Below are 12824 nucleotides of genomic sequence, written 5' to 3'. Positions count from 1 at the left end.
TATTTAAGTGGGAGCGATGGTGCAGAGGCAAAATCTAATTTCGATAGCTACAACTACCGCCCTGTGTATTTTCCTAGGCGGAGCCGCAGTATTAGCAATAAAGTCTAGCAATACATCTCCAGCAAATACAAAGCAAGCGCAAGCTATCCTAGCCAATCCAAAATCGCAAGTCCTGCCCTTAGTGGGGCTTAGTGCCAAAGAAAGAGCTTTGCAACTAAGCGCGATCGCCCAGTTGCCGCCATCGGTCGAGCGCGAGCGCGCTCGTTACCTCCTAGCAAGCGACCTAATCGCCCAAAATCAAGGAAAAAAAGCCCTTCCACTTTTAGAAAATTTAGAACAATCTTATCCAGTTCTTGCCGCCCCTATCGCCCTCAAACGCGCTCAAGCTAATGGCAACCCAACCCAATGGCAAGAGCTACTTAAAAGCCACGCCAATAGCCCCGTAGCGGTGGAGGCTTTATTTACCTTGGGTAAAACTGATAAACAATATTGGGAACAAGCGATCGCCAAGTTCCCCACTCATCCCCGCAGCGTAGAAATTGCCCGAAATTTATTAAAAGAAAATCCCAAACGCTCGGATTTAATGCTGGTGATAGTTAAAAATGCTACTCCTCCAGATATTGCTGTTGCCGATAAATTAGTTCAATCGGGAGCAAAACTAACATCCACCGACTGGGAACAAGTCGCTACAGCTTACTGGACTAGAAAAAATTATGGCAAAGCTGCCCTAGCCTACAGCAAAGCAACCCGTAAGCCACTCAATCTTTACCGTAAAGGGCGAAGTCTACAAGTAAGCAACAAAAAAACCGAAGCTATTGCCACTTACAACCAATTAATCGCTTACTTCCCCACTGCCAAAGAAAGCGGTTTAGCCTTAACTCAACTAGCAGCGATGAGTACGCAAAAATCAAGTGCGATCGCCTACTACGATAACGTAATTGGTAGTTTTCCCCCGCAAGCTGGAGCCGCCTTAGCTGCAAAAGCGGCTATTTTAGATCGGCAAGATAAAAAAGCTGCCACCCAAGCGCGTAACGTAATGCTAAAAAAGTATGGCGACTCAGAAGCGGCAGCAGAATATCGCTGGAAAGTCGCCTTAGAAAAAGCTGAGGCGCAAAATTATCAAGAAGCATGGCAATGGGCGCAAACTCTCCCCACACGCAATCCTAAAAGTATACTGGCTCCAAGAGCAGGCTTTTGGGTAGGAAAATGGGCGGATAAGCTAGGGAAAAAACAAGAATCTATTGCAGCTTACGAGTATGTATTAAGCGAGTTTCCCCACTCTTATTATGCTTGGCGATCGGCAGTAAAGCTGGGTCTAGACGTAGGAAACTTTACGACAGTAAAACAAATAAATCCTCAAGTAGTTCTACCAGCAAGGGGTCTTTTACCTGCGGGATCGGCAACCTTAAAAGAACTCTACCAGCTAGGACAAGATCGGGATGCTTCAATATTTTGGCAAGTAGAATTTACAAACAAAACTCAGCCTACTGTAGCTGAGCAATTTACCGACGGCGTAATGAGTTTAGCCAAAGGTGACAATCTCCTCGGCATCAACAAAATTGCCACCTTAGAAGACCGAGAAACGCCCCCAGAACAAACAGAATATAAAGCCCTAAGCCAACAACTTACTTACTGGCAAGCGCGTTACCCCTTTCCTTTTCTTCAAGAGATAGAATACTGGTCAAGTCAGCGTCAACTAAACCCTTTGCTTGTAACTGCTTTAATTCGGCAAGAATCTCGGTTTGAGCCAAAAATTCGTTCCGTTGCAGGTGCGGTAGGTTTGATGCAAGTAATGCCTGGTACAAGTAAATGGATTGCGGAAAAAATTAATTTAGAGCAATACAATACCGACTTGCCCAAAGATAATATTTTGCTAGGGACTTGGTTTTTGAACTACACCCATCAGCAATATAATAATAATTCCTTATTCGCGATCGCAAGTTACAATGCAGGTCCCAACGCAGTGTCTCGATGGCGCGATAAGTTTGGCATCAGCGATCCTGATGAATTTGTGGAAGCCATACCCTACGAAGAAACCCAGGGCTACGTCAGACAAGTTTTTGGTAACTACTGGAACTATCTACGTTTATACAATCCAGAAATATCCCAGTTAGTAGCTGACTATTCAACTAGCCACCCCAAAGCCGCCGCACTGCCATAAATAAACTATTGCCTCTTTTTTTCTGCTGCCGCCCTCGATACAATAGTCAACAAACCCCTGCATAGCTTGAATAATGACACCTCCTTTAGAAGTTGAAACCTTAACCGAGCAAAATTTCGACATCCCAAGTCAAGATGAGTTTCTCAACCAACTTCCTGACGAAGCGGAGATGTCACTATTTGACCATTTAGAGGAGTTGAGAACGCGCATTTTTTATGCGCTAATTGCTGTGGTAGTAGGTGTAATTGGCTGTTTTATAGCCGTTAAGCCAATTGTTCAGCTACTAGAAGTACCCGCTCAAGGCGTAAAGTTTCTGCAACTTGCTCCGGGAGAGTTCTTTTTCGTGTCGATTAAAGTAGCTGGCTATAGTGGCTTGGTTGTAGCCAGTCCTTTTATTCTTTATCAAATTATTCAATTTATTCTCCCTGGTTTGACTCGTCGCGAACGCCGTTTAATTGGACCTGTGGTTATCGGCTCTACTTTTCTTTTTGCTGCGGGTTTAATATTTGCTTACCTACTTTTAATTCCAGCCGCACTCAATTTCTTTATCAATTATGGCGAGGGTGTTGTTGAGCAATTGTGGTCGATTGACCGCTATTTTGAATTTGTATTATTACTATTATTTAGTACCGGACTTGCCTTCCAAATCCCTATTATTCAAGTTCTACTTGGCTTTTTGGGTATTGTATCTTCAACCCAAATGTTAGCTGGTTGGCGCTTTGTAATTGTTGCTGCTGTGGTTTTAGGCGCAGTTTTGACCCCTTCTACAGATCCCTTAACTCAAAGCTTATTAGCGGGTGCAGTATTGGGGCTTTATTTCGGTGGAATTGGTTTGGTTAAGTTATTAGGCAAATGACTTTAATTACTTACGATGATTTCGATAAGGTAGAAATTAGAGTAGGCAAAATTATTAAAGTAGAAACTTTTCCTAAAGCTCGAAAACCAGCTTACAAGCTATGGATTGATTTTGGAAAATTAGGAATCAAAAAATCTAGCGCTCAAATTACTAAACTCTATTTACCAGAAGAATTGATAGAGCGACAAATTTTGGCTGTTACAAATTTTCCACCGCGTCAAATTGCTGACTTTCTATCGGAAGTGCTGGTTTTAGGTGTAGTTTTAGATGATAATGCAGTGGCTATAATTCAAAGTGATCGCGATGTACCTTTAGGCAAAAGAATATCTTAAAGTATCCATTCGGAAGCGCGATCGCCCAAATCCAAAGGAATGCTCACTGCTTTACCTAAGCGCGGACGTTCTTTTGTTTCTAAAATATACCTCTGTACCTGTAACGTTCCCCCAAACCCATTTAAGTAAGTAGCGATCGCCTCCATATGCAAATCGTACTCCGCTTCGCTCAACGGAAACGAAGCTTGCTCTAGATATTTCCACATTACCTGTAAAAATACCTTCCCTTGAGTGCGCCGCAACTGCACATCGTAAGAGCGTCCCCATTTATTTAGCAATAGCTGGTGTAAGTCTTGTCCTGTCATGGCTTTTGCCAACTTTTACATTTCTTTACAAAATAGAAATAGGTAACTCAAGTATGATACCAATATAAAGAAATGTAATATACCTCCTACCGATGAGAATCTTCGCACGCTTGAGGAGTTTTTATATTTTCGTAAGTAGTGGTAGTCCGACGCAAACAAAGTGCGCGATTGCACTCTTGACCTAAGCTCAAAAAAGTTAACAAAGATCCAAGAGAGAACAGTATGGCGCAGATGTCAGAATCAATGGATGTCCCAAATATGGGTCGTCGTCAGTTTATGAATTTGCTGGCTTTCGGTACAGTTACAGGGACAGCAGCCGGGGCGTTGTATCCAGTCGTGAAGTTTTTTATTCCGCCATCTAGCGGCGGCGCAAGCGGTGGAACAACAGCAAAAGACGCGCTAGGTAATGATTTTAGCGTTAGCAAATTTTTAGAAAATCGTAGCGCTGGCGATCGCACTTTAGTCCAAGGACTCAAAGGCGACCCAACTTATATTGTGGCAGAAAGCAAAGATGCGATCGCAGATTACGGCATCAACGCCATTTGTACCCACTTGGGTTGTGTTGTGCCTTGGAATGGCAACGAAAATAAATTTATGTGTCCGTGTCACGGTTCCCAGTACGACAATACAGGTAAAGTAGTACGCGGACCTGCACCTCGGTCATTAGCTTTAGCTCACGCCAAAGCCCAAGACGATAAAATCACCTTGACTCAGTGGACTGAGACAGATTTCCGTACGGGTGAAGAGCCTTGGTGGGCTTAACTAGAAATTTTGGGTTTTGAATTATGAGTTGCAAATAATAACTCATACTCCATTTATTGAGTCCTTGTCACAGAAATTGTTACAGATGAAAAAAGCTTTATTTGCAGCAAAATCGCCTTTTAAAGTATGGGCGATCTTCAAAACGGCGATCCTAGCCTTGGTAACTGTCGCCTTCTTGGTAGTTAGCGACATCGCCATGCCTCAATCCGCCGCCGCCTACCCATTTTGGGCGCAGCAAACCTATCCTGAAACTCCCCGCGAACCTACAGGACGAATTGTTTGCGCCAACTGTCACTTGGCAGCAAAACCGTCAGAAGTAGAAATCCCTCAATCAGTTCTACCCGATACAGTATTTGAAGCGGTAGTCAAAATTCCTTACGATACTAGCGTCCAGCAGGTAGTCAGCGATGGCACAAAAGGGGGCTTGCAAGTTGGCGCAGTATTAATGTTACCGGAAGGTTTCAAGATTGCTCCCGCCGAAAGAATTCCAGAGGAAATGAAGGAAAAAGTAGGGGATCTTTATTTCCAACCTTACAGTGAAACTCAAGACAATTTTGTTTTAGTTGGACCATTACCCGGCGAACAGTACCAAGAAATTGTTTTCCCTGTACTGTCTCCCAATCCAGCCAGCGACAAAAGCGTTCACTTTGGTAAATACGCCGTTCACTTAGGTGCAAATCGAGGACGCGGACAAGTTTATCCTACGGGTGAAAAGAGTAATAATACTGTTTACAACGCTTCGGCGGCGGGGACTATTAGTAAAATTAGCCCTGTTGAAGAAGGTGGCTATCAAGTTACAATTTCTGGCGATGGCAGCGACACCGTAGAGACAATTCCCGCCGGATCTGAGTTGATTGCCACTCAAGGGCAAACCGTAGCTATAGGCGATGCTTTAACCAATAACCCAAATGTTGGTGGATTTGGTCAAGCAGATGGCGAAATAGTGCTGCAAAGTTCTACGCGGATTAGATGGCTGATAGTATTTATATCTGGCATCATGCTGTCTCAGGTCATGTTGGTTCTGAAGAAAAAGCAAGTAGAGAAAGTTCAAGCAGCAGAGATGAACTTTTAATATCTAGCTGGCAATAATTATCTTTGGAGGACATGCTATAAAGCTTGTCCTTTTTTTATGAAAAAATTATCAAGTCACTTAAAGTAAAAAAGTGAGAATCAGTAGCAATATATGAAACTAGAACAGCGCCAAAAATCGCTCAAAGCGTTTCAAGATTTTTTGACTATTCCTCTAGAAACCAAGTTAGAACAACATTTGCATACATCGCCGCAAGCGAACGTTTTAGAGTTGTTTCAAGAAGTAGCGGCGACAGTTCCAGCTTACAAAGCTTTTCTAGCCGCAAATAATATTAATCCTGCTTCTATTCAAACTTACGCAGATTTCCAAAAATTACCACTAATAAATAAAGAAAATTATTTACAACTTAATTTTTTAACTGATTTGTGCCGCTATGGGCAATTATCTATGTGCGATGCGATCGCAGTTTCATCGGGTTCTACTGGTAAACCTACTTTTTGGTCGCGTTTTATTACTGATGAATTGCAAATTGCTACCCGTTTCGAGCAAATATTTAGGGATAGTTTTGAGGCAGATAAAAAATCTACTCTAGCGGTAATCTGTTTTACTTTGGGGACTTGGGTAGGAGGAATGTACACTACAAATTGCTGTCGTTATTTGGCAAGTAAAGGCTATCCCCTTACCGTTGTCACGCCTGGAAATAACCAAGCAGAGATATTTCGCGTTGTCAAAGAACTTGGCAATATGTACGAGCAAGTTGTACTGCTTGGCTACCCACCATTTTTGAAAGATGTGATCGATAATGGCATTCGTCAAGGTATGGAATGGCAAAAGTATGCAATCAAATTGGTCATGGCTGGGGAAGTTTTTAGCGAAGAATGGCGCACTTTAGTAGGCGAAAGAGTCGGAGGAAAAAATATCTGTCATGACTCCGCATCGCTGTATGGTACGGCGGATGCGGGTGTTTTGGGCAATGAAACGCCGTTAAGTATTTGTATTCGCCGCTTTTTAGCCAATCATCTTGACGCTGGCTTAGAACTATTTGGCGAATCGCGTTTACCAACGCTCGTACAGTACGATCCACTTAATCGCTTTTTTGAAACTATCGACGGAACGCTGCTTTTTTCTGGAGATAATGGCATTCCCTTGCTGCGATATCACATCGCCGATACAGGGGGAATTATTACTTATGAAGCGATGCAGGCGTTTTTAGCAAAATGGGATTTCAATCCTTCAGTAGAATCGCAAGGTAAAAGCCACCAGTTACCCTTTGTTTATGTTTTCGGACGCTCTAATTTCACAGTTTCCTATTTTGGCGCAAATATTTACCCGGAAAACCTCACTGTAGGATTAGAGCAAGGAGAAATTAAGGAATGGGTGACAGGTAAGTTTGTTTTGCAAGTGCTAGAAGATGCGGACAAAAACCGATTTTTATCAATAGTTGTGGAGTTAGCGCCGGGAGTAGAAGCAAGTTCAGAAAAGGAAAATGCGATCGCTCTTGCCATCAAAGCTCAATTACTACGCCTCAATAGCGAATTTGCAAACTACGTTCCCGAATCTTACCAAATACCGCAAATTACTTTAAAACTAACAGCAGATCCAGAATATTTCCCGCTAGGCGTTAAACACCGTTATACGCGCAAAACAGAAAAATAAATCTTTATAGTTATATACTTTTGGTCTAGTTTAATTAAATAGTATTCAATCAGCACTTAACCCCTGCTTGGTTTAACGTTGTAATTGAGCAAGGTTCAGTAAAAGTTATGGCGCTAATAGTTCAAAAATACGGTGGTACGTCAGTTGGTTCGGTAGAACGCATTATGGCAGTGGCAAAAAGAGCGATCGCTTGCTGCAATGCAGGAAACTCGTTAGTTGTAGTAGTTTCTGCTATGGGCAAAACCACTGATGGACTGGTGAAATTAGCTCAAGAAATCTCTAATAATCCTAGCCGCCGAGAAATGGATATGTTACTTTCCACTGGAGAACAAGTAACAATCGCTCTGCTGTCGATGGCGCTGCAAGAATTAGGACAACCAGCAATTTCCCTAACTGGCGCGCAAGTAGGCATTATGACCGAAGCGGAACATAGCCGCGCTCGAATTTTGCACATTAAGCCCGAACGAATTAGTCGCCAACTCCAAGAGGGCAAAGTTGTTGTAGTTGCAGGTTTTCAGGGCATCAGCAACGCCTCAGAACTAGAAATTACAACTTTAGGACGCGGCGGGAGCGACACCTCTGCCGTTGCCTTAGCTGCCGCTCTAAAAGCCGATTATTGCGAAATTTATACTGATGTACCAGGAATTTTGACCACAGATCCGCGCTTAGTACCTCAAGCGCAGTTGATGACAGAAATTACCTGCGATGAAATGCTAGAACTAGCTAGTTTGGGTGCAAAAGTCTTGCATCCTCGCGCTGTAGAAATTGCCCGAAATTATGGAGTAGAACTGGTAGTTCGTTCTAGCTGGAGTGATGAACCTGGTACGCGCGTAGTCTCCCCCATACCCAGTGAAAGAAGCCTTGTAGACTTAGAAATTGCTCGTCCTGTAGATGGGGTGGAATTAGACATCGATCAAGCTAGAGTGGCTTTATTGCGCGTACCTGATCGCCCTGGAGTAGCAGCGCGACTATTTGGTGAAATTGCCAAACAAAACTTGGATGTAGACTTAATTATTCAATCTATCCATGAAGGCAATACTAACGATATAGCTTTTACAGTAACAACTCCTATGTTCAAACGGGCAGAAGCTGTAGCTAGTGCGATCGCTCCGGTTTTGCGTTCTCACAGCAATTCTGCACCCCAAGAAGCGGAAGTAATGATCCAACAACAAATCGCCAAAGTAAGCATAGCTGGGGCTGGGATGATTGGTCGCCCTGGGGTAGCGGCGAAAATGTTTGCTACTTTATCGAATGCGGGGGTCAATATTCAAATGATTTCTACTTCTGAAGTAAAAGTTAGTTGCGTAATTGATGCCACCGATGGCGATCGCGCCATAAATGCCCTTTGCAAAGCTTTTGAAGTTACGAAACAAGACATAAGCCATAAAACCGTTAATACTGCCCTCCCTCCGGTGCGGGGGGTCGCTCTGGACCTTAATCAAGCAAGACTAGCGATTCGGCAAGTCCCCGATCGCCCAGGTACGGCAGCCCGATTATTTGGTTTATTAGCAGAAAATAATATTAGTGTCGATACAATTATTCAGTCTCAGCGCTGCCGCATAGTTGAAGGCGTACCCAAGCGAAATATTGCCTGTACTGTGGCGCAACTAGATGCAGAACTGGCAAAGAAGACTCTAGAAAATGCTGCCCCAGACTTTGGTTGGGGAGAAATAATCGTTGATAGCGCGATCGCTAAAGTTAGTATTGTTGGTGCGGGAATGCTCGGACAACCAGGTATTGCTGCCAAAATGTTTCAAGCCCTCGCCCAGCAGCAAATTAATATCCAAATGATCGCAACTTCAGAAATCAAAATTAGTTGCGTTGTTCCCCAAGAAGAAGGGGTTAAGGCATTGCAAGCAATTCATAATGCTTTTGGGCTTGAAGGTAACGACCAAATCCAAGTACCAGCTTAGTCATTAGACCTCTTGCAAAAGTCTAAAATTTTTTTCTTCAGTCGGCTTCAGCCGACTTTAGCTATTAGCCTTGGGTTTTAACCCTAGGCGGGCTATTCTATTCCTCCTCCCCAATGCGGGAAGGAGGCTAGTAATATTAAGCAGCAACAAAACCATAAATTAAGTTACTCACAACCGATAGCGCCAAAGCACCAATTAAGGCACTCCAAATACCTTGACGCAAACGAAAACCGCTTACTGCGCCAGCCGTCACTGCTAAAGCTACGGCAGTAACAATAAACGTAACTAGCCCAGAAATCAAACCAAAAGTCAACAGGTTAGGAATAAAAAATACTGCCTTCAAAATTGGATTTACAACGGCGGCTACAACTCCCAAAACTGCGGCAGAGATGTAAGCTCTGGCTGGGCTATCAATTTCTACACCTATAGGCAATTTAGTCACAAGTAACAAGCTAGAAGCACTAACTAGCCAAGCAATTAATAAGCTGACAATATCGAAGTGCATATCTCAATTCTCCTAGTTTTAAGCAGACTCTTAATACCAGTAAACTAATTTGAGCTATGAAGATTCATCTGTAAATTGGCAGAACTTAAACTCATCTTTGGGGTGAAGTTGTCCTCGGTTGCGGGGTAGAGGGTGTAGTAGGAAAAACTGGAATTGTACTATTACCCGGACTCACCCCTTGTTGGCTAGTCGGCGGTGTAGGTAAGGGTGCAGTGCCTGGCAACGGGTTAGTAGTTGGTACAGGAATCGCCCCAGGATTTACAGGAATAGTGGTATTGGGGGCAACCGTACCAGGGGTTTGAGTAGAAGATGGTGGTAAAGTAGCCAAGGCAACGCGATCGCCTCCTACTTGCCGCATAGTATCTAATACTTGCACCACATCGTCATAACTAGATGTTCGTGAAGCATTTAACACCATCAAAGCATTGGGGTTGGCTTGAAAATAACTTTGTAAAGTTCCTGGCAATTGATCTAAGTTGATTGGTTGCTGTTCGACATAAATTTGCCCCACTGGATCGATAGTTACAATCAATCGTTGTTGAGTCTGGGGGGTGGTGCTGGTGTTAGCTTTAGGCAAATCTACATTAATTGCCTGCTGCCTAGTAAATTGCAAAGCCGCTAACAAAAAGAACGTCAAAATACAAAAAATGACATCAATCAACGGAATAATTTGAATTTGGACTTCTTCAATGGGTGAATGCAAATTAATTTTCATGGTGTTTATTTAAGTAAGGTCATTTTTGGGCAATATTCTAAAGCTCCGAACCATCAGCACGATTTTCAGTGTTTTGTGGTGTTTGCTTGGTTTGGTGAATATCTGAGGGATGACTTGTTTCTGTCACTTCCGGGCTTGTAGTTGGCTCAATAGGAGGAGTCTTCAAGTCTTCCGCTTCAATTATTATGCGATCGCTTCCTTCGCTAGGACTTGGTTGAAAATTTGTTTGTTGCTGTACCTGAGTAAATTGATTGGTAGCTATGTTTTCGTCAACACTAGCTAGTTCTATATTTTGGCGCTCTGGGAGCGGTTGATTTTCAGGTACATTTTGCCAATATTGCCGATAAAGTAACTCTAAGTCACTTCCCGCTCTGCGAAATACTTTTACTTGATTTACCACAAATCCTTGAAACAAACGGTAGAAGACCAAACTACCAATAGCAACAATTAGCCCTGCTGCCGTACTAATCAATGATTGTCCAATTCCTGTCGTTACTCCCGCCGCCGCCGCCGTTCCCAAGTCTCCCAGGCGAATATTACCTAAAGACTGAATTAATCCCAATACTGTACCTAACAATCCTAGTAAGGGCGCTAGAGCAATTACGGCTTCTAGCACTTTTTCACCTTGGCGCATGGATGATAGTTCATCTTCAGCGCTTGCCTCTAATGCCAATCGGAAAAGTTCTGGATCGGGCTTTATCAGGCGCAAGGGCGCGTAAAGAAACCGTCCAATAGGTTGGTTGACGGCACGTTTGGCAAGTTCTGTTGCCGACAGCCAATTGGCACTAGCGGTAGTCAAGATCCGATTGACAATCTCTCTTTCTTGGGTAAGGATTCTCACCCAAAACCACAATCGCTCAATAATTACGCTCAACGATAGAATCGATAAAGCGAGTAAGGGCCACATTGCTGGACCACCATCACGAAAAATCTGTAATACATCCACAGTTTCTACTCTCCTCCGTCCATTCCTCAGCCCAATATTTAAGCATAGTTAACCACTAATACTATTTAAGGCACTTTAATTGTAGAGATTATCACTTACCACAGCCCAAACGGAAAATAGTAGCAACCTCCGCACTGTAAAAGGACGGTTATTTACACTGCAATCGCCTCAACAAATTTGTCACAATTATTGGTAATTGGAGGTTGAATAAATGAACTTTTCGATTCAATCAGTTTACACTTGGTATCGCAATCTACTCCGCAATCCAAAGTACCGTTGGTGGGTAATTATTGCTACAGCGCTCTATTTTGTTAGCCCTATCGATATTGCTCCTGATTTCTTGCCTATCGTTGGACAACTAGATGATGTTTTTCTACTAACGCTGTTAGTTTCGGAAGTGTCCCAAATGGTAATTGAAGGCGTAAAAGCTCGTAAAAATTACTCAGAAACTGCAAGCACTACCGATGTCAATACAGCTAGTACGGTTGAAGTTGACGCAGTTTCGGTCAAATAACAAACAACTTAATATTTCTGATACGCGATCGCTATTTAGTCAATTCCCTAGAGCGATCGCTATTTATATAAATGCAAATGCCGCCCATCCATTTTTCGGATGGGCGGCATTACAATATCCTTACTGCTTCAAGGGCGAACGAGGGGACTTGAACCCCCGAATGGTGGAATCACAATCCACTGCCTTAACCACTTGGCTACGCCCGCCATGCCATTAACTACTATAACACATTTTTAATTCGATCAATGATTTTTTTTCTAGTTCAATCAACTAAATATAAATAAATGTTACAGTGTTTATAGATTAGCCTACCCGCACTTAGGATGGCGATCTCAGTATTCGCTTGTAGCGGGTATAAATTCTTTCAACAGGTCACAAGTTTTAGCATGAACGTCCAACTCCAACCTCTAGTCACTCCCAAGTTACAACAACCTAAGTTTGGCTTCAATGAGTATGCAGAACGATTAAATGGTAGAGCAGCCATGATCGGCTTTATTTTAATGGTAATTATCGAGTACGTTACTAACAAAGGTGTACTTGCCTGGCTGGGTCTAAAATAAAGTAGATGTTTACTTGTTAAAGACTAAAGAGCTAAATTTTGCAGATGCCCCTAATGCAATGTAAATCTAAACCTTAAGAGCTAAAATTAAATAAATAAATTAAATTTTATGCCGATAAGTTAGCAAAAGTAAAAACATTACATTAATATACCGTACTGAAAAATATTAATAATAAACAAAATTATAATGAACCCTATAAATCCAAGATTTTTGAGTTCAGTGTACCGTAAAGAACCCATCCCTAGCTTTTTAATTACCATTGGTCTAGTTGACACGGTAATCGGAGGATTAGGCGATCGCATGGGTTTATTGTCTTTTGGAATAGTAACTATAGGTAGTGCGATCGCTCTACGTTGGTGGTTGCAGCAAAAGCAACCTGCAAAGCCTACACAACCAGTATCTCAGACTTACCTTCCTCCTGCGGCTTCTACTCCCGTACCCACAATTACAACCTCCAAGCGCAAACGGTCAAGTTGAAAATTATGATAGATTAAGTTAAATAGCTTTTTAAATACATCCAAACCTTTTTCACTAAATTAAAAGGTTATATACTAGCAGCAAAATTTATC

The 12824-nt window shown here is 42.6% G+C and carries 14 protein-coding genes and 1 tRNA gene; 10 read left to right on the top strand and 5 right to left on the bottom strand.

The annotated features are described in order from the left end of the window. Positions 1–16 precede the first annotated feature (16 nt). The 3 genes from AC2VE5_RS05955 (at position 17) to AC2VE5_RS05945 (ending at position 3349) form a co-directional block, all read left to right on the top strand. Entirely contained in the window at positions 17–2161 is a 2145-nt protein-coding gene (locus tag AC2VE5_RS05955) for a lytic transglycosylase domain-containing protein (RefSeq protein ID WP_486886861.1), read from the top strand. Between the two features lie 73 nt (positions 2162–2234). Next, positions 2235–3017 (top strand): twin-arginine translocase subunit TatC, encoded by a 783-nt coding sequence (gene tatC, locus AC2VE5_RS05950; RefSeq protein WP_486886860.1) that lies wholly within the window; start codon positions 2235–2237, stop codon positions 3015–3017. Beyond that, positions 3014–3349 carry a tRNA-binding protein gene (locus AC2VE5_RS05945; RefSeq protein WP_486886859.1) on the top strand — a complete coding sequence of 112 codons (336 nt, stop codon included), beginning with the start codon at positions 3014–3016 and terminating at the stop codon, positions 3347–3349. The genes tatC and AC2VE5_RS05945 overlap by 4 nt, the downstream gene beginning before the upstream one ends. Here the strand turns inward: AC2VE5_RS05945 and AC2VE5_RS05940 are convergent. Beyond that, positions 3346–3654 (bottom strand): DUF3067 family protein, encoded by a 309-nt coding sequence (locus AC2VE5_RS05940; RefSeq protein WP_486886858.1) that lies wholly within the window; start codon positions 3652–3654, stop codon positions 3346–3348. The genes AC2VE5_RS05945 and AC2VE5_RS05940 overlap by 4 nt on opposite strands. A 222-nt stretch (positions 3655–3876) precedes the next feature. Here AC2VE5_RS05940 and petC point away from each other — a divergent pair, with 222 nt between their 5' ends. The 4 genes from petC to AC2VE5_RS05920 all read left to right on the top strand — a co-directional run bounded on the left by petC (position 3877) and on the right by AC2VE5_RS05920 (position 9015). Then, entirely contained in the window at positions 3877–4416 is a 540-nt protein-coding gene (petC, locus tag AC2VE5_RS05935) for a cytochrome b6-f complex iron-sulfur subunit (protein ID WP_486886857.1), read from the top strand. A gap of 85 nt (positions 4417–4501) precedes the next feature. Further along, positions 4502–5488 (top strand): cytochrome f, encoded by a 987-nt coding sequence (gene petA / locus AC2VE5_RS05930; RefSeq protein ID WP_486886856.1) that lies wholly within the window; start codon positions 4502–4504, stop codon positions 5486–5488. A 111-nt stretch (positions 5489–5599) separates the two neighbouring features. Further along, positions 5600–7102 carry a phenylacetate--CoA ligase family protein gene (locus AC2VE5_RS05925; RefSeq protein ID WP_486886855.1) on the top strand — a complete coding sequence of 501 codons (1503 nt, stop codon included), beginning with the start codon at positions 5600–5602 and terminating at the stop codon, positions 7100–7102. Between the two features lie 107 nt (positions 7103–7209). Next, on the top strand, positions 7210–9015 hold the full coding sequence (locus AC2VE5_RS05920; RefSeq protein ID WP_486886854.1) for an aspartate kinase: 1806 nt from the start codon (positions 7210–7212) through the stop codon (positions 9013–9015). A 136-nt stretch (positions 9016–9151) separates the two neighbouring features. On the opposite strand, the gene AC2VE5_RS05915 is transcribed toward AC2VE5_RS05920, so the two are convergent. From AC2VE5_RS05915 to AC2VE5_RS05905, 3 genes are all read right to left on the bottom strand, one after another. Next, complete coding sequence (locus AC2VE5_RS05915; protein WP_486886853.1) at positions 9152–9520, bottom strand: phage holin family protein; 369 nt, start codon at positions 9518–9520, stop codon at positions 9152–9154. A gap of 91 nt (positions 9521–9611) precedes the next feature. Beyond that, on the bottom strand, positions 9612–10235 hold the full coding sequence (locus tag AC2VE5_RS05910) for an ExbD/TolR family protein (protein ID WP_486886852.1): 624 nt from the start codon (positions 10233–10235) through the stop codon (positions 9612–9614). A 37-nt stretch (positions 10236–10272) separates the two neighbouring features. Next, entirely contained in the window at positions 10273–11181 is a 909-nt protein-coding gene (locus tag AC2VE5_RS05905) for a MotA/TolQ/ExbB proton channel family protein (RefSeq protein ID WP_486886851.1), read from the bottom strand. A gap of 211 nt (positions 11182–11392) precedes the next feature. Between AC2VE5_RS05905 and AC2VE5_RS05900 the strand changes: the two genes are divergently transcribed. Then, positions 11393–11695 carry a YkvA family protein gene (locus AC2VE5_RS05900; protein ID WP_486886850.1) on the top strand — a complete coding sequence of 101 codons (303 nt, stop codon included), beginning with the start codon at positions 11393–11395 and terminating at the stop codon, positions 11693–11695. A 133-nt stretch (positions 11696–11828) separates the two neighbouring features. Here the strand turns inward: AC2VE5_RS05900 and AC2VE5_RS05895 are convergent. Beyond that, positions 11829–11901: transfer RNA gene (locus tag AC2VE5_RS05895), tRNA-His, on the bottom strand. A gap of 180 nt (positions 11902–12081) precedes the next feature. On the opposite strand from AC2VE5_RS05895, the gene AC2VE5_RS05890 reads away from it, so the two are divergent. After that, entirely contained in the window at positions 12082–12255 is a 174-nt protein-coding gene (locus tag AC2VE5_RS05890; protein ID WP_486886849.1) for a hypothetical protein, read from the top strand. A gap of 186 nt (positions 12256–12441) precedes the next feature. Next, positions 12442–12732 (top strand): hypothetical protein, encoded by a 291-nt coding sequence (locus AC2VE5_RS05885; protein ID WP_486886848.1) that lies wholly within the window; start codon positions 12442–12444, stop codon positions 12730–12732. Positions 12733–12824: the final 92 nt, after the last annotated feature.

Source organism: Aliterella sp. E5.1 (assembly GCF_057473825.1).
This window is presented reverse-complemented; position numbering and strand designations above follow the sequence as displayed.

Excerpts from the sequence above, each read along its gene's own strand:
- AC2VE5_RS05890 (WP_486886849.1), top strand. The coding sequence starts at position 12,082 with ATGAACGTCCAACTCCAACCTCTAGTCACTCCCAAGTTACAACAACCT.
- petC (WP_486886857.1), top strand. The coding sequence starts at position 3,877 with ATGGCGCAGATGTCAGAATCAATGGATGTCCCAAATATGGGTCGTCGT.
- AC2VE5_RS05900 (WP_486886850.1), top strand. The coding sequence starts at position 11,393 with ATGAACTTTTCGATTCAATCAGTTTACACTTGGTATCGCAATCTACTC.
- AC2VE5_RS05955 (WP_486886861.1), top strand. The coding sequence starts at position 17 with ATGGTGCAGAGGCAAAATCTAATTTCGATAGCTACAACTACCGCCCTG.
- AC2VE5_RS05885 (WP_486886848.1), top strand. The coding sequence starts at position 12,442 with ATGAACCCTATAAATCCAAGATTTTTGAGTTCAGTGTACCGTAAAGAA.
- petA (WP_486886856.1), top strand. The coding sequence starts at position 4,502 with ATGAAAAAAGCTTTATTTGCAGCAAAATCGCCTTTTAAAGTATGGGCG.
- AC2VE5_RS05920 (WP_486886854.1), top strand. The coding sequence starts at position 7,210 with ATGGCGCTAATAGTTCAAAAATACGGTGGTACGTCAGTTGGTTCGGTA.
- tatC (WP_486886860.1), top strand. The coding sequence starts at position 2,235 with ATGACACCTCCTTTAGAAGTTGAAACCTTAACCGAGCAAAATTTCGAC.
- AC2VE5_RS05925 (WP_486886855.1), top strand. The coding sequence starts at position 5,600 with ATGAAACTAGAACAGCGCCAAAAATCGCTCAAAGCGTTTCAAGATTTT.
- AC2VE5_RS05915 (WP_486886853.1), bottom strand. The coding sequence starts at position 9,520 with ATGCACTTCGATATTGTCAGCTTATTAATTGCTTGGCTAGTTAGTGCT.
- AC2VE5_RS05910 (WP_486886852.1), bottom strand. The coding sequence starts at position 10,235 with ATGAAAATTAATTTGCATTCACCCATTGAAGAAGTCCAAATTCAAATT.
- AC2VE5_RS05940 (WP_486886858.1), bottom strand. The coding sequence starts at position 3,654 with ATGACAGGACAAGACTTACACCAGCTATTGCTAAATAAATGGGGACGC.
- AC2VE5_RS05945 (WP_486886859.1), top strand. The coding sequence starts at position 3,014 with ATGACTTTAATTACTTACGATGATTTCGATAAGGTAGAAATTAGAGTA.